This window comes from Pseudomonas sp. MDT1-16 (assembly GCF_054898115.1).
Genome location: NZ_CM142717.1, coordinates 3126116 through 3141140, shown reverse-complemented (window position 1 = coordinate 3141140; position 15025 = coordinate 3126116). Strand labels below are relative to the sequence as shown.

Below are 15025 nucleotides of genomic sequence, written 5' to 3'. Positions count from 1 at the left end.
CTGTCCACTTATTGCCAGATGGACCTTCCGCTTCTGACCGGGATGCAATTCCTGTGGTTCGAATACCGGAAACGGGTACTGAATCGGTACTGCCGCAACCCTAGCTACTCTGAATGCTTCGCAGGAAAAACCTTTGATCTCTACAGCTAACATCACGATGCAGTTCGGCGCCAAGCCGCTATTCGAAAACGTTTCGGTCAAATTCGGCGCGGGCAACCGCTACGGTCTGATCGGCGCCAACGGTTGCGGCAAGTCGACCTTCATGAAAATCCTCGGCGGCGACCTCGAGCCATCCGGCGGCCAGGTCATGCTGGAGCCGAACGTGCGTCTGGGTAAATTGCGCCAGGACCAGTTCGCCTACGAAGAATTCACCGTGCTCGACACCGTGATCATGGGCCACGAAGAGCTGTGGAAGGTCAAGGCCGAGCGCGACCGCATCTACTCGCTGCCGGAAATGACCGAAGAAGACGGCATGGCCGTGGCAGAACTGGAAACCGAGTTCGCTGAAATGGACGGCTACACCGCCGAATCCCGTGCTGGCGAACTGTTGCTGGGCCTGGGTATCGGCATCGAGCAGCACTTCGGCCCGATGAGCGAAGTGTCCCCAGGCTGGAAACTGCGCGTATTGCTGGCGCAGGCGCTGTTCTCCGATCCTGAAGTGCTGTTGCTCGACGAACCGACCAACCACCTGGACATCAACACCATCCGCTGGCTGGAAAACATTCTGACCCAGCGCTCCAGCCTGATGATCATCATCTCTCACGACCGTCACTTCCTGAACAGCGTGTGCACCCACATGGCTGACCTGGATTACGGCGAACTGCGCCTGTTCCCGGGCAACTACGACGAATACATGACCGTGGCGACCCAATCCCGCGAGCAACTGCTGTCGGACAACGCCAAGAAGAAAGCGCAGATCTCGGAACTGCAATCGTTCGTCAGCCGTTTCTCGGCCAACGCCTCGAAAGCCAAGCAGGCCACTTCCCGCGCCAAGGCGATTGACAAGATCCAGCTGGCCGAGGTCAAGCCTTCGAGCCGTGTGAGCCCGTTCATCCGTTTCGAACAAACCAAGAAGCTGCACCGCCAGGCGGTCATCGTCGAGCGCATGGCCAAAGGCTTCGACGGCAAGCCGCTGTTCAAGGACTTCAGCTTCCAGGTTGAAGCTGGTGAGCGCGTGGCGATCATCGGCCCGAACGGTATCGGCAAAACCACCCTGCTGCGCACCCTGGTCAACGAACTGACCCCGGATGCCGGCACCGTGAAGTGGACCGACGCCGCGGAACTGGGCTACTACGCCCAGGACCACGCGCACGACTTCGAAGACGACTGCAACCTGTTCGACTGGATGGGCCAATGGACCCTGGGCGGCGAGCAACTGGTTCGCGGCACCCTCGGCCGGATGCTGTTCTCCAACGACGAGATTCTCAAGTCGGTCAAGGTCATCTCCGGTGGTGAGCAAGGTCGCATGCTGTTCGGCAAGCTGATCCTGCAAAAGCCGAACGTGCTGATCATGGACGAACCGACCAACCACTTGGACATGGAATCCATCGAAGCGTTGAACCTGGCGCTGGAGAACTACCCGGGCACGCTGATCTTCGTCAGCCACGACCGTGAGTTCGTATCGTCCCTGGCCACCCGCATCATCGAGTTGAGCGCCAGCGGCGTGATCGACTTCAGCGGCACCTATGACGACTACCTGCGTAGCCAAGGCGTTGTTTTCTAAGCGTCTGCTGCAACTGAAAAGCCCTGTCCTGGTGACGGGGCTTTTTTATGCGCGGATCGACCTTGAGAAAGTAGTTAGCCTGCTTCCTTTTATTTGCAGCCCCCGCCATGATGCAGTTCTCCCACCGCCGCCCGCGAACGAGCCCTCATGTCTGCGCAGCAACTGCCACCACAAAGCTCCACGGCGATCACCCTGCAGATCGTCTCCATCGTCTTCTATACCTTTATTGCCTTCCTCTGCATCGGCCTGCCGATTGCGGTGTTGCCGGGGTATGTCCACGAACAGCTGGGTTTCAGCGCAATCATCGCGGGGCTGACCATCGGCTCGCAATACCTGGCCACCCTGCTCAGCCGCCCGATGGCCGGGCGTATGTCGGACAGCATCGGCACCAAGCGAGCGATTGTTTACGGGTTATCGGGGATTGTGTTGAGCGGCGTGCTGACGTTGATTTCAACGCTGCTGCAAAGCGTTCCATTGCTGAGCCTGTTGATCCTGATCGCTGGCCGCTTGTTGCTGGGGATTGCTCAAGGTTTGATCGGGGTCGGCACCATCAGTTGGTGCATGGGTCAGGTGGGCGCTGAACATACCGCGCGATCAATCTCCTGGAACGGCATCGCCTCCTACGGCGCCATCGCCATTGGTGCGCCGCTGGGGGTGGTGATGGTGGGTGAGCTGGGATTCGCCAGTCTTGGGATCGCGCTGTCGGTGCTGGCGCTGGCGGCGTTGTTGCTGATCCGCAACAAGCCTTCGGTGCCGGTGATACGCGGCGAGCGCCTGCCGTTCTGGGCAGTGTTCGGGCGTATTGCACCGTTCGGCGCGAGCCTGAGCCTCGCGTCCATTGGCTACGGCACCTTGACCACCTTCATTACCCTGTATTACGTCAGCCGCGGCTGGGTCGGCGCGGCCTATTGCCTGACGGTGTTCGGCGTCTGTTTCATTCTGGCGCGGCTGTTGTTCATCTCCAGCATCAGCCGTTTCGGTGGATTTACCTCAGCCATTGCCTGCATGAGCATTGAAACAGTGGGCTTGGTGCTGCTGTGGCTCGCGCCTTCGACCGGTTATGCGCTGATCGGCGCAGGCCTGACCGGGTTCGGTCTGTCGCTGGTCTATCCGGCGTTGGGGGTCGAAGCGATCAAGCAAGTGCCCAACTCCAGTCGCGGGGCGGGACTGAGTGCTTACGCGGTGTTTTTCGATCTGGCGCTGGCGATTGCCGGGCCGTTGATGGGCGCGGTGGCGTTGAACCTGGGGTATACGTGGATTTTCTTCAGCGCGGCGTTGCTGTCGGTAGCAGGATTGGGCCTGACACTGTTGTTGAAACGCCGTGCGATGAGCGCCTGATTACTGATCAGCAGTCTGCATCCCGGCCCTGCTCGGTTTGCCCAGAGCGTGGGAGAAGAAACGTCCGGCTTCGGACACCAGGGTGCGGTGAATGTCTTTGCGGTCGACGCCATCGGCATCGGTGCACAGCGCCGGCATGGCAATGATCTGCTCTTCGTTGCAAGGCGCCATGAACACGAAGTGCCCTGCCCCGGCCAGCAACTTGAAGTCCGGTGCTATCGGCAGTTTGCGCGCCAGGGCGGCGGCATTCTTGTCGAACGCCACCAGTTTGTCGCCGTCGCCGCTGTATAGCAGCACCGGCACATGTACGTCGGCCAGGGTATGGCGGCCAAACTTCAGGCTCAGCGGCGCCATTAGCAGCAAGGCGCGAACCCGAGGGTCAGCCACCGGTTGCAAGTCATCACGGTCGACAATCAATTCACCTTGGGTGTTGCAGGCATCGCGGTCGTCCGGGCGCTCCTGGCAATAGCGGCGCAGGCGGTCCAGGTCTGGCGTCGCGCCGGACAGAATCAGCGCCGTCTCCCCACCCGCCGAATAGCCGATCACACCGACCTGATTGGCATTGACGAAGGGCGCGAGCATACGATCGCCGAGCGTCGCGGTAATGGCTTCAGAAATCTGGATGGGCCGACCGTAAAGGTTACTCAAAGTACCGAGGCGGCTGTGGTCTTTGGAGTTGTCACCGGGGTGGATCACCGCCACCACCACAAAACCTTTGCGGGCCAGCGATGTGGCGAGGTCGTGCAAGGCCAGCGGGGTTCCTGTGTTGCCGTGGGACAGCATCAGCAGCGGGAAACGGCCGATGGCGACTGGGGTGTCCTCGCCTGCTTCGACCGTGTAGCCCTCTATTTTGCTGGAGTGCTCCTTGTCGATGGAGGGATAGAAGGCGATGGCGCGCATCGGCTGCAAGTCCAGAGGGTCGAGAAAGCTCATCTCATGGAAGCCGGCGCTCCAGTGAGGATGCGGCGCAGGCGCGGCGTGCACTGAATTCAAGCTGCTGAGCAGGCAAATCAGTAACGTTGCACAAAGACGCGCCATGGGATGCCCCACCTTGTTACTTGACCGGAGACGGTAACCCTCGACTGCATAACCCGGGCCAGGCGATGAAACAGCCAGAAACAAAAACTCCGCTTCTGGCACTTGCGTGATCAGAATACAGAGTTTTCTGGGTATTGCCCGAGCTGTTTGATTTTCTTTACATCAGCCTTACGCCGCGGCGAACAACTGCTCGCTGATTTGCGTGTGAGCGTCGCTCATGGCTTTGGTGCGGACATCGTCACCGTAAGCAAGGCCATGGGCACGGACGAACTCGATGTCCGTGATACCGAGGAAGCCGAACAGCAGTTTCAAGTAATCTTCGTGAGCAACACCCGTCGCTTGACCGGCATGCAGACCACCGGCAGTCGATACGATCACGACTTTCTTGCCGCCGCACAGGCCTTCAGGGCCGGCTTCGGTGTAACGGAAGGTCTGACCGGCAACGGCGATGCGGTCGATCCAGGCTTTGAGTTGTGTCGGGATAGTGAAGTTGTACATCGGGGCTGCAATCACCACGGCATCGGCGGCGAGGAATTCGGCCAGCGTCGAGGCGCTCAGCTCGGCTTCGTGCTGCTGGGCGGCGTTGCGCAATTCAGCGGTAGTACCGGCGGCAACCAGGGTGGTGGCGGAAAAATGGCTGATCGCATCGGCGGCCAGGTCGCGGTAGGTCACCACGGCAGCCGGCGCGGCCGTTTGCCAGGCTTTAACGACTTCGCTGCTCAGCTGACGGGAAGCCGAGTTGTCACCAAGAATGCTCGAATCGATATGCAGCAGTTTCATGTGGGATCTCCAGGTAAGGATCGCTACGCGGCGATCTGATGGAGTGAATCCTACAGGCGAAACCAATAGATGATTAGACCGCAACAATGCGATAGTTCGTCCCACTGATAGAACAATCGAGTTCAACTATGCAAGACCTCAATGATCTTTACTACTTCGCCAAGGTGGTTGAAGCCGGTGGCTTCGCTGCGGCCGGACGTTTGCTCGGGATTCCCAAGTCGCGATTATCACGGCGCATCGCCGAGCTGGAAGAACGTCTGGGTGCGCGCCTGCTGCAACGCACCACTCGACAACTGAAGCTGACTGCCGTGGGTGAACGTTATCTGCGGCACTGTCAGGCGATGCTGCTGGAAGCCGAGATGGCGGATGAAGCCGTTGCCAGCATGTCCAGCGAACCTCGCGGGCGTTTGCGGGTGTCCTGCCCCGTCGGGCTGGCCCACCAAATTCTGCCGACAGTGATTAGCGATTTCCTTGAAAAGTTTCCTCAGGTTCAACTGGAAGTCATGCTGCTCAATCGCCGCGTCGACCTGGTGACCGAGGGCGTCGATGTCGCGCTGCGGGTGCGTGAGTTGGGCGATGAGGATCCGCTGCTGGTCACTCGACGTTTGCGCCAGGCACAGATGGCGATGGTCGCCAGCCCCGCGTTCTTGCACGGACGTGAAATCAACCACCCCGAAGACCTGAAAAACCTGCCCGTGCTCGGCGCCCTGGAAGCCGACCGCATGGTGCATATACGCATGCTCAACCAACAGGGTAAAAGCTTTGAGTTGAGCCTCGAAGCGCGATTGGGCATCGATGACTTTATCGTGCGCAAGGCCTGCACCCTCGCCGGCCAGGGTTTTACCATGCTGCCGATGATGTATTGCGAGCAGGAACTGGAAAACGGCTCGCTGGTGCAGTTGCTGCCCGATTGGTCGTTGCCTGGCGGCTGGCTGCAAGCGGTCTACCCTCATCGGCGCGGGGTGATGCCGGCCGTACGCGCCTGGCTCGACCATTTGATCGAATCATTCAATGCCTGTGGGGACCAACTGATATGAAGGCTGGACGTATGAGCGAAGAGGACGTCGTGCAATTCTGTCTCGCACTGCCGGGTGCGCGGGAAGATTACAAGTGGGGTGGCGTGCGGGTGTTTTCGATTGCGGGGAACAAGATGTTCGCCTTGCAGAATCTGCGGGGCGACTCCCTGGCCTTCAAGGTCGACAAGGACGTGTTTCTCGGTCATTGCGACCGCCCGGGAATCCGCCCGGCGCCGTATCTGGCGCGAGCTCAGTGGATCATCATGGAAACGCCCTACCCGTTGGGCCCTGAAGAGCTGCAAGGCTTGTTGCAGCGTTCCCATCAATTGGTGGTGAGCAAGTTGCCCAAGCGTACCCAGGTCGGACTGCTGCTTTAAAACAGCGCCAGCAGATTGGCCCCCATGAACAATTGATCGATCCAGAACACTTGGTGCAGCAGCACGATCACCCAGAAGATCAGCTGAAACGACACTTTGCGCGTCTTGTGCCGAAACAGCTGCTGTGCCAGCAAGGCGCCCGGCCAGCCGCCGGCGAGTTCCACCGCATGCAGCACGTTTTCCGGCGTGCGCCAATGGTCGGCACGCGCCTTGCGCTTGTCGCTCCAGTACAGAAAGAACGCCAGCACGCTGACGATCCCGTACGCCGCCAGGGGAATTACCGAAACCCCGCGCAGCCACAACGACATCGCGCCGAACAGCGGCAGCGCGCACAGCACCGCGAACACCAGCAGTTTCAGCCGTGGTTGCTGGATCTCTCCTCCAGGCTTGCGTCCGGGCTTGTTGCGCGAGCTGCCATCATTCATGGCTTAACCGCGGTCCAGTCGATCCAGCCGAACTGCCAGGTGGCCAGGATGACCAGGCCGAACGCGATGCGATACCAGGCAAACGCCGCATAGCTGTGGCTGCCGATGAACACGAGCAAGGCTCTGACGGCAATCATCGCGAAGATGAACGCCGTCACGAAACCGATCGCGAACACCGGAAAATCAGCCGGAACGAACAGGTCGCGATACTTGTAGCCTGAGTACACCGCCGCGCCGACCATGGTCGGCATCGCCAGGAAGAAAGAAAACTCGGTGGCGGTCTTGCGCGACAAGCCGAACAGCAAACCGCCAATGATCGTCGAGCCGGAGCGCGAGGTCCCGGGAATCATTGCCAGGCACTGGGCAAAACCAACTTTCAGCGCGTCTTTCCAGGTGATTTCGTCGACGGTGTGGGCATGCACTTCATGCTGACGCTTCTCAGCCCACAGCATGACGATACCGCCCACGACCAACGCCGTGGCCACGGTGATCGGGTTGAACAGATACTCGTGGATCAGATCAGCGAAAATCACCCCCAATACCACGGCTGGCAGGAAGGCGATCAGCAGGTTCGCGGTAAAGCGTCGAGCGCTCGGCTGCGTCGGCAAACCGATAACCACATCGAATATCTTGCGGCGAAACTCCCACACCACCGCCAGAATCGCCCCCAGCTGAATAATGATGTTGAACGCAATGGCCCTCTCGCCACCGAAGTTGAGCAAGTCCGCCACGATGATTTGGTGACCGGTACTGGAAATGGGCAAAAACTCCGTCAGCCCTTCTACAACGCCTAAAATCAATGCCTGCAAGGCGGTCCAAAGATCCATCAATCCCCCAAAGGCGATGCGCAAAAGCATGCCCCGTTAATAGGTGTCAGAGCGTTAACTGCGATCAGCGTAGCTGAAGTGCCGCGCGCGCAGGATCCAGACAAAACCGTAAAAATTCCGTGAAAAATCAACTTGGATTCAGGTTTTTCCGTGCGGGGCCGAAATCCTATCAGACAAGTCTGATTAACGCTGCCGCGTTATTGGACTTGGGTCGGATATGACCGATAGGCAAAGTGTGGTTGGATGCTGGCGATCATTTATTACAAGAAAAAAACCGGAGTGGCAGCGTTATGAACAGCTTGCGCAGTATGTCGATCAGCCGACGTTTGTGGCTCATCTTGATCGTGGCCGTGATGATGCTAATGACGTTGGGCGTTTTGATGCTCAAGCAGATTCACGATGACCTGTACCACGCCAAGGCTCAGAAAACCCAGCATGTGGTGCAAACCGCCAGTGGCATTCTGACCTATTACCACGACCTCGAAACCGCCGGCACGCTCACCCGCGATGCTGCGCAGAAGCAGGCACTGACAGCCGTTCGCGGTCTGCGCTATGACCAGAATGACTACTTCTGGATCAATGACCTGACGCCGGTGATGATCATGCACCCGGCCAACCCGAAGCTCGATGGCCAGAACCTCTCGGCAATCCGCGACCCGGATGGTTTTGCCTTGTTTAACGAAATGGTCGCCGTCGCCAAGAGCAAGGGTGCCGGCACGATCGACTATCGCTGGCCTAAACCGGGGGCCAGTGCGCCGGTAGAAAAAACGTCCTACGTCAAACTGTTCGAGCCTTGGGGTTGGGTGATCGGTTCGGGCGTGTACATCGATGACATGCAGGCCGAATTCTATGCCCAGGTCTGGAAGGCCTCGTTCGTGGGGCTGGTGATTGCCCTGATCATGGCGCTGCTGGTGATCCTGATTGCCCGCAGCATCGTGCGTCCACTGCAGGAAACCGTGAACGCCATGGCTAACATCGCCAGCGGCGAGAGCGACCTGACCCGCAGCCTCGACACCCATGGCCAGGATGAAGTCACGCAACTGGCACGGCACTTCAACGCCTTCACCGCCAAGCTGCGACTGGTGATCAAAGAACTGCAAGTGTCCGCCAGTGCCCTGGGCCAGTCGTCCAGCGAACTGGGCAACGACGCTGCCCAGGCCCAGCAACGCAGCCAGCAACAGTCCCAGCAAATGGAACTGGTGGCCACTGCCATCAATGAAGTGACGTATGGCGTGCACGATGTTGCGAAAAACGCCGAGCACGCCGCCAGCGAAATGCGCGATGCCGAGTCTCAGGCGCAGCAAGGTCAGGTCAATATCGATGGCAGCCTGCAACAGATCGACAAATTGTCGTCCACCATCGATCAGGCGGTGGAAGTGATTCGTACCCTGGCCGCCGAAAGCACGCAGATTGGCAGCGTCCTCGAAGTGATCCGCTCCATCGCCGAGCAAACCAACCTGCTGGCCCTCAACGCGGCCATCGAAGCCGCCCGGGCTGGCGAGCAAGGTCGCGGTTTTGCGGTGGTGGCCGATGAAGTGCGACTGCTGGCCCAGCGCACCCAGAAATCCACAGCGGAGATCCAGTCGATGATCGAGCGCCTGCAAAGTCATTCCGAAGCGGCGGTCAAAGTGATCGGCGACAGCAGCCGTGCATCGCAGTTGACCATCGAGCAGGCCGGTCTGGCCGGTGCAAGCCTGAATGCCATTGGCCAGGCGTTGCGCAACCTCAACGGGCTGAACGCCTCCATCGCCAGCGCGACCTTGCAACAGGCGCATGTGGTCGAGGACATCAACCAGAACGTCACCCAGGCAGCCGGTTTGTCCCACAGCACGGCGCTGGCGGCCGAACAGTCGAGCGTGGCCAGCGTTCACCTGAAGGAATTGAGTGAGCAGTTGAACGGTCTGCTCAAGCAGTTCCGGGTGTAACCGCCTTTGTGGCAGTTGCCTAGCTCGGCAGCTGCTACAAAGGACAGCGCACGCCGGTTCTACTCGGTAGCGTCTGCCGTTACAATCCGCCCCCCCTCTTAAACTTCCCCCAAGGAACCGCCATGTCCGGGCTTGAACTGTTTGCCGCCACCCTCGGTGTCATTGCCGTTTGGTTGACGGTCAAACAGAACCCCTGGTGCTGGCCGATCGGCCTGGTCATGGTGCTGCTTTATAGCTGGATCTTTTTTGAGGTGAAGCTGTACTCGGACATGCTGCTGCAGGTGATTTACGCCGCGTTGCAGCTCTATGGCTGGTGGCAGTGGACGCGTGCGGGGGATGCGCAGCAGGGTCGGCAAGTCAGCCTGCTCGACGGTAAATCGGTCGCTTTCGGCCTGGTCATTGGAGCGGTCGGCAGTTTGTTGTTGGGTGCTGCTATGGCGAACTGGACCGATGCCGCCCAACCCTGGCTCGATGCCGCGCTGACGGGGTTCAGCCTGGTGGCGCAATTATGGATGGCGCAAAAACGCGTGCAGTGCTGGCCGCTGTGGATCGTCCTGGACTGTATTTTCGTCGGCCTGTTCCTGTACAAGGGAATGTACCTGACTGCTGCCCTGTATGGTCTGTTCACCCTGCTGGCCATTAAAGGCTGGCGCACATGGCGCAGCGATCCGCTGCTGTGCCCATGAAGGTGTTGGTGCTGGCAGGGCCGGAATCCAGCGGCAAAAGCTGGCTTTCGAGCGAGATTTACGGCAATTTTGGCGGCATATTGGTCGGTGAGTACGTTCGGCATTTCATCGAAAGTGAAGCCCGCGTAACCTGCTATGAAGACATTACATCCATAGCGCATGGCCAACTGAATTGGGAAGATGAAGCACGCGCCAAACAACCGTCACTGTTGATTCTCGATACGCACCTCTTAAGCAATATCCTTTGGAGTCGCACTTTGTTTGGCGCTTGCCCGACGTGGATCGAGCAAGCATTGCTGGCACGGCACTACGACCTGCATTTGCTGCTGAGCCCTGAAACCGTGGCCTGGCATGACGACGGGCAGCGTTGCCAACCGCAACTGGCAGAACGCCAGGCGTTTTTCCAGGCCAGCCGCCAATGGCTTGACCTGCACCGCCAGCCTTGCCAGGTGCTGCAAGGTGATTGGAAACAGCGCAAGGACGTGGCCTTCGAAGCTGTGACGCGCTTGCTCAAGGCCTGACAGGGGTACCCCGCCCTGCCGCAAATGTCCATTCCTGAAACACCCTCCCCTGCGAAAACCCGCGAGCTAAAGCGGCCCGAGCACTCCAGCAAAAAAATGTTAAGCCACTGATACAACCTGCCTTCAACGCCCCTAGCGAGCAATGCCGCCAGCATGGACGACGGTTTTGCGCGGCTCTGTATCAGTGGCGTTACAAAAATTTTTTGACTACCTCGACAATTAACGCCAATCAACTGTTTTTAAAAGAAAAACAAAAACCGGCACACCTTCTGCTCTCTTCCTCGTAACGCTGATAAGGGCCAGCGTTCCACTTACAGAAGGAATTGCCGCTGTGGGGAAATTTGATAAAAAAATCTATAGCCTCCTGCTGATCGGATGCGCACTGGGCTCAAGTGTTTGCCTGCCTGTACAGGCTGATAACGGCATTATCATTATCAAACGTGATGTCCAACCGCGCATGGCAACCCGTCCGCCGGTAATGCCCGACCCTAACCCCACGACCGCCAATGCCAACCCGTCCAAACACATCCTCAGCCAAACGAACGAGTTGAGCGACGGTGACTTTGCCAACGTCGCCAGTGGTGCAGGCATCTCCCGCCTGGTCGCTCAAGGTTCCAACAACCTGGGCGGCAATATCACCAACCAGACCCAGCTTTCCAACCTCCCCGCTGGACGTTCGGGAAATTCGGGTAACGGTATTGCCAACATGGTCAATTCAAACATCCAGCAAGGCCTGGGTGCTCTGAAAGTCATAACGGGAGACCGTTAAGATGAATCGTACGCTGCTGATTATCGCCATGTTTTGCAGTGCAACGACCTTTGCCCAACCTCCCGTCATCAATAACGCCGAAATCGACAGTTCGGGCATGCAGTACCACGGCAACCTCACGGTCAACCAGGCTGCGGGCGATCAACAGCAACAGGCCAACGCCCGGGCCATCGCCATTGGCCATGGAGCCAGCGCGACCACACAGATTCGCCAACGGTTGCGGACGCGGGTCGACCCCAGGATCGATGCCCATTCCAGCATTCAAGGCGATTCCTTCAGCCACGGCAACGGCGTACTGGGCGTCAACCAGAGCGCGGGCGCCAGCAACCAGCAAGCCAACGCACTGCGTATCAGCGTCAGTGCTCAGCCGCAAAGTATCGACGACAGCGTCCTCAGGCAACAGAACGTGACGCTGATCACCAACTCCGATCCAACTGACTCTGCACCAGGCTATCGCCAGGTCGCTACCAGCGATCAGGCCTTCACCGGTAGCCGTGGGGTGATCCAGTTGAATCAGAGCGCCGGGGTGGGAAACCGAACTGCCAACACCCTGAGCGTACGGGTCATGGATTGACCCAAACAGGTAGGTACAACACTTAACCTAAAATAAGTACGGAGAATCACCATGAAACCTTCGATGGCAATAAAGCCTCTGGTTTTTGCAATCGCCGCGGTATTGGCTGTTGCTGCACAAGCTGGTCAGAACGATCGACGTGGTGGCAACCACACCCCTCGTCCAATATGGATCCAAACCGACGCGACTGCCAATGCGAGCGATAGGCAGAACAGTACCGGCAACCGCATCTACAACGAAGGGACTCAGAACTCAGCCGAGATGAGCAGCTCTGGCTCAGGTTCGAGCGGCAACGTCGGCATCAACGTGGCAGCAGGCGCGGGCAACCAACAAGACAACGCGGCCGCCATCGCAAACGCTGGCTCCGACTCCAGTCTCGATAACAGCTTCGTGTTCGGCCATGCCAACGCCAGCGCTAGAGTCCAGCAACACAGCAACAACAACAAGGTCTACAACCACGGCACCACAAACTCTGCCGTTATGAGCGGATCGGCCGATGGCAGCAACGGCAATATGGGGATCAACATTGCTGGCGGCGACCTTAACCAACAGAAAAACACCATGGCAATTGCCAACTCCAACTCCCCGCTGGGTAGCGCAAGAGCCACCGCCTCTGCCAATCAAAACGGTCCTGGCCTGACAGTGAATAACAACGCCGATCGGACGTACCGTGTGGATACGATTACGGTTACCAACACGGCCAGCGGTAGTTTCTCTAAAGATAAGTCATTCGAGGTTAGCGGCAGTGAAAGCGCTTCTTCGAGCTGGGCCGCGGCCGGTTCCAACAGCTCTAATAGCAGCGGTTCCCTAAGCATTGATGTAAGCGGTTCTTCCGCCAGCAATGCGAGTGGTTCCAACAGCAGCGCTGCGAGCGGTTCCAATAGCAGTTCTGCGAGCGGTTCCAACAGCAGTTCTGCGAGCGGTTCTTCGAGTGCATCCTTGAGCGCTTCCTTGGGCGCTACTTTGGACATTGATAAGGCGGCTTCCAGTTCCACTACCGTCAACAATGGCTTTGGCGATCGCACCCGCAGCAGGAGTTCCGAGTCATCGCTTAGCGCATCGCTTGACGCAACGCTTGACGTAGCGGTAGACAAATCGTTCGAAAAATCGCGCGAATCCTCGTTCGACATTTCTCGCGACTCCTCGTACGACAAATCGCATGAATCCTCGTACGACAAATCGCGCAATTCCTCGTTCGAAAAATCGTTCGATAAGTCGTTCGAGAAATCGAACGCCTCCTCGTTCGAAAAATCGGCCAGTCAATCGTCCGAATCCGAGTTCGCAAAAGCGGGAAGCTTCAGTGAGAGCAGTTCATTTGATTTGAGCAACACCTATTCCTATCAAGTGCTGACTCCAACTGGCTGGGCTAACCCTGTGACCAACACTGCAACCCTGAGCGGTTCGGTGAATGGTGGCAGTGGCAACCTGGGCGTCAACGTGGCTGCCGGTGTGGGTAACCAACAAAGCAACTCGCTGGCCATTGCCAACCAATCGTTCTAATTGCTGTCTCTGGAGGCCCCCTTATGGGGGCCTTTTTTCAACACAACCAGAAGGCATCCCACTATGCGCATTATCGCCTTGGCATTTTTGCTTTGTGTGACCAGTGTGAGCGAGGCTGCACAAATACCGCTTTCCGTCCTGCCGGGTGGCGCGGTGGTGTTCAAGCCGATCCAAAGCGTGCGTGAGCGCAAGTTTTCCGACCTGGTGCAACAGAAAACCGACTTCAGTTGCGGCGCAGCTGCGCTGGCGACCGTATTGCGCCAGGCCTATTGGCTGGACGTAAACGAAGAACAAATCATCGAAGGCATGCTGTCACACTCCGACCAGGATCTTGTCCGCGTCCAGGGCTTCTCCATGCTCGACATGAAGCGTTACGTGGAAAGTATCGGCATGCGGGCCCGTGGCTACCGGGTAGCGCCGGAAACGTTGAGCGAAATCAGAATTCCGGTTGTGGTCCTCTTGGATATCCGTGGCTACAAACATTTTGTGGTCATGCAAAGAGTCGATAAGGGCTGGGTCTATATCGGAGATCCGGTACTCGGTCATAAACGTTACAAAGTCGACGACTTTGTCAAAGGCTGGAACGGCATCATCTTTGCCGTCATCGGCCAAGGCTACGACAAAACCAATGCGTTGCTCGACCCACCCCTGCCACTGACCGCCAAGAACCGCATCAACACCTTCAGCCCGGTGCAAGACGCAGAGTTGATGGATTTCGGATTCATCCAAAGCGACTTCTTCTAATAACAAGGGAGCACGACGCTCCGGGAGCATTCCAATGAAGACTCCAATCTGGCTGGCCGTGGTTTGCCTGGCCGCCAGCCTGCCGACCCCTGCACAGACGTTCAAACCCATTGAGCTGAATGATCAGGAATTGGCGACCCTGCGAGGCCGCTATGTCATGCCGGGACGGATCATCAGTTTCGGCATTGTCATGACCAGCACTTGGCAAAATGCCAACGGTGAAGTGATCGGGGCAACTTCCTCGATGCACATTCAACAATCGACCATCAAGCCACAGTTCTATGTGTCGATAATCAACGAAAAAGGTAATGGCTCAGCGCGTTCGCAAGGCACCGGTACCGTCACTGGCGGCAGCGGCCTCAACAGCACCGAAGGCGTCACTCAAGTCGTGCGTGTTGCCGGCGACCATAACGCTGCCTACAACAACGTTGATATCAACGTCACAAAGGCTAACCAAGCGCCAGCAACGCAACAGCAGGGCCAGGCATTGGCCGCAGGCGAGACGATGGTCGGCGCCAACGGCGCGGGCTCGCTGAGCATTTCCTCGACCGGTGCTGGTGTGCAACTCAACATCGTGGCCAACAACAACCAGGGCAGTACCGTACAACGCCTGGCCCAGGGTGGGCTGATGCAGAACACGACGTTGCTCGGCGGTGGCAACCAGGTCAGCAACCTCACGTCCTTCAATGTCGTGCTGCGTGACAACGTGCCGACAGCCGGGTCGCTGAACGGCAACCTGGACCAGCTCAAAGGCCTTCGCACTCTCGGATTCTGATCTACGC

At 58.2% G+C, this 15025-nt stretch carries 16 protein-coding genes; 12 read left to right on the top strand and 4 right to left on the bottom strand.

Annotated features, from left to right (window positions below; translation table 11 throughout):
- The first annotated feature begins 133 nt into the window (after window positions 1-133).
- Entirely contained in the window at window positions 134-1723 is a 1590-nt protein-coding gene (locus tag ACYZT3_RS14300) for an ABC-F family ATPase (protein WP_282379364.1), read from the top strand.
- Between the two features lie 147 nt (window positions 1724-1870).
- On the top strand, window positions 1871-3061 hold the full coding sequence (locus tag ACYZT3_RS14295; RefSeq protein ID WP_282379366.1) for an MFS transporter: 1191 nt from the start codon (window positions 1871-1873) through the stop codon (window positions 3059-3061).
- Here ACYZT3_RS14295 and ACYZT3_RS14290 read toward each other — a convergent pair whose 3' ends face one another.
- Window positions 3062-4099, bottom strand: a complete 1038-nt coding sequence (locus ACYZT3_RS14290) for an alpha/beta hydrolase family protein (protein WP_282379368.1) — start codon at window positions 4097-4099, stop codon at window positions 3062-3064. It lies immediately after the preceding gene.
- A gap of 168 nt (window positions 4100-4267) precedes the next feature.
- Window positions 4268-4879, bottom strand: a complete 612-nt coding sequence (locus tag ACYZT3_RS14285; protein ID WP_282379370.1) for an FMN-dependent NADH-azoreductase — start codon at window positions 4877-4879, stop codon at window positions 4268-4270.
- Between the two features lie 128 nt (window positions 4880-5007).
- Here ACYZT3_RS14285 and ACYZT3_RS14280 point away from each other — a divergent pair, with 128 nt between their 5' ends.
- Window positions 5008-5916: a LysR substrate-binding domain-containing protein gene (locus tag ACYZT3_RS14280; protein ID WP_462030134.1), complete on the top strand. Its 909-nt coding sequence runs from the start codon at window positions 5008-5010 to the stop codon at window positions 5914-5916.
- Window positions 5913-6272 (top strand): MmcQ/YjbR family DNA-binding protein, encoded by a 360-nt coding sequence (locus ACYZT3_RS14275; RefSeq protein ID WP_282379374.1) that lies wholly within the window; start codon window positions 5913-5915, stop codon window positions 6270-6272. Before ACYZT3_RS14280 ends, ACYZT3_RS14275 begins: the two co-directional genes overlap by 4 nt.
- Here ACYZT3_RS14275 and ACYZT3_RS14270 read toward each other — a convergent pair.
- The gene (locus ACYZT3_RS14270) at window positions 6269-6697 is read right to left on the bottom strand and encodes a DUF1294 domain-containing protein (protein WP_462030133.1); all 429 of its coding nucleotides are present in this window, start codon (window positions 6695-6697) and stop codon (window positions 6269-6271) included. The genes ACYZT3_RS14275 and ACYZT3_RS14270 overlap by 4 nt on opposite strands.
- Window positions 6694-7524 carry an undecaprenyl-diphosphate phosphatase gene (locus ACYZT3_RS14265; protein WP_282379378.1) on the bottom strand — a complete coding sequence of 277 codons (831 nt, stop codon included), beginning with the start codon at window positions 7522-7524 and terminating at the stop codon, window positions 6694-6696. The genes ACYZT3_RS14270 and ACYZT3_RS14265 overlap by 4 nt, the downstream gene beginning before the upstream one ends.
- Window positions 7525-7814: 290 nt before the next feature.
- Here ACYZT3_RS14265 and ACYZT3_RS14260 point away from each other — a divergent pair, with 290 nt between their 5' ends.
- From ACYZT3_RS14260 to ACYZT3_RS14225, 8 genes are all read left to right on the top strand, one after another.
- Window positions 7815-9449: a methyl-accepting chemotaxis protein gene (locus ACYZT3_RS14260; RefSeq protein WP_282379381.1), complete on the top strand. Its 1635-nt coding sequence runs from the start codon at window positions 7815-7817 to the stop codon at window positions 9447-9449.
- A gap of 122 nt (window positions 9450-9571) precedes the next feature.
- Window positions 9572-10135, top strand: a complete 564-nt coding sequence (gene pnuC / locus ACYZT3_RS14255) for a nicotinamide riboside transporter PnuC (RefSeq protein WP_282379383.1) — start codon at window positions 9572-9574, stop codon at window positions 10133-10135.
- On the top strand, window positions 10132-10656 hold the full coding sequence (locus tag ACYZT3_RS14250; protein ID WP_282379571.1) for an AAA family ATPase: 525 nt from the start codon (window positions 10132-10134) through the stop codon (window positions 10654-10656). Before pnuC ends, ACYZT3_RS14250 begins: the two co-directional genes overlap by 4 nt.
- 331 nt (window positions 10657-10987) lie before the next feature.
- The gene (locus ACYZT3_RS14245; protein WP_282379385.1) at window positions 10988-11425 is read left to right on the top strand and encodes a hypothetical protein; all 438 of its coding nucleotides are present in this window, start codon (window positions 10988-10990) and stop codon (window positions 11423-11425) included.
- A gap of 1 nt (window position 11426) precedes the next feature.
- A complete protein-coding gene (locus ACYZT3_RS14240; RefSeq protein ID WP_462030132.1) occupies window positions 11427-11999 on the top strand; it encodes an adhesin in 573 nt (190 codons plus the stop codon).
- A gap of 51 nt (window positions 12000-12050) precedes the next feature.
- Complete coding sequence (locus ACYZT3_RS14235; RefSeq protein ID WP_282379387.1) at window positions 12051-13499, top strand: heme utilization protein; 1449 nt, start codon at window positions 12051-12053, stop codon at window positions 13497-13499.
- Between the two features lie 63 nt (window positions 13500-13562).
- Window positions 13563-14243 carry a C39 family peptidase gene (locus ACYZT3_RS14230; protein ID WP_282379388.1) on the top strand — a complete coding sequence of 227 codons (681 nt, stop codon included), beginning with the start codon at window positions 13563-13565 and terminating at the stop codon, window positions 14241-14243.
- Between the two features lie 34 nt (window positions 14244-14277).
- Window positions 14278-15018, top strand: coding sequence for a hypothetical protein (locus ACYZT3_RS14225; RefSeq protein ID WP_462030131.1), 741 nt, complete (start codon window positions 14278-14280; stop codon window positions 15016-15018).
- Window positions 15019-15025: the final 7 nt, after the last annotated feature.

Bases quoted from the DNA above. Each gene is read 5' to 3' on its own strand.
- ACYZT3_RS14235 (WP_282379387.1), top strand. From the start codon at position 12,051: ATGAAACCTTCGATGGCAATAAAGCCTCTGGTTTTTGCAATCGCCGCG.
- ACYZT3_RS14230 (WP_282379388.1), top strand. From the start codon at position 13,563: ATGCGCATTATCGCCTTGGCATTTTTGCTTTGTGTGACCAGTGTGAGC.
- ACYZT3_RS14250 (WP_282379571.1), top strand. From the start codon at position 10,132: ATGAAGGTGTTGGTGCTGGCAGGGCCGGAATCCAGCGGCAAAAGCTGG.
- ACYZT3_RS14260 (WP_282379381.1), top strand. From the start codon at position 7,815: ATGAACAGCTTGCGCAGTATGTCGATCAGCCGACGTTTGTGGCTCATC.
- ACYZT3_RS14275 (WP_282379374.1), top strand. From the start codon at position 5,913: ATGAAGGCTGGACGTATGAGCGAAGAGGACGTCGTGCAATTCTGTCTC.
- ACYZT3_RS14295 (WP_282379366.1), top strand. From the start codon at position 1,871: ATGTCTGCGCAGCAACTGCCACCACAAAGCTCCACGGCGATCACCCTG.
- ACYZT3_RS14270 (WP_462030133.1), bottom strand. From the start codon at position 6,697: ATGAATGATGGCAGCTCGCGCAACAAGCCCGGACGCAAGCCTGGAGGA.
- ACYZT3_RS14265 (WP_282379378.1), bottom strand. From the start codon at position 7,524: ATGGATCTTTGGACCGCCTTGCAGGCATTGATTTTAGGCGTTGTAGAA.
- pnuC (WP_282379383.1), top strand. From the start codon at position 9,572: ATGTCCGGGCTTGAACTGTTTGCCGCCACCCTCGGTGTCATTGCCGTT.
- ACYZT3_RS14280 (WP_462030134.1), top strand. From the start codon at position 5,008: ATGCAAGACCTCAATGATCTTTACTACTTCGCCAAGGTGGTTGAAGCC.
- ACYZT3_RS14290 (WP_282379368.1), bottom strand. From the start codon at position 4,099: ATGGCGCGTCTTTGTGCAACGTTACTGATTTGCCTGCTCAGCAGCTTG.
- ACYZT3_RS14225 (WP_462030131.1), top strand. From the start codon at position 14,278: ATGAAGACTCCAATCTGGCTGGCCGTGGTTTGCCTGGCCGCCAGCCTG.
- ACYZT3_RS14240 (WP_462030132.1), top strand. From the start codon at position 11,427: ATGAATCGTACGCTGCTGATTATCGCCATGTTTTGCAGTGCAACGACC.
- ACYZT3_RS14285 (WP_282379370.1), bottom strand. From the start codon at position 4,879: ATGAAACTGCTGCATATCGATTCGAGCATTCTTGGTGACAACTCGGCT.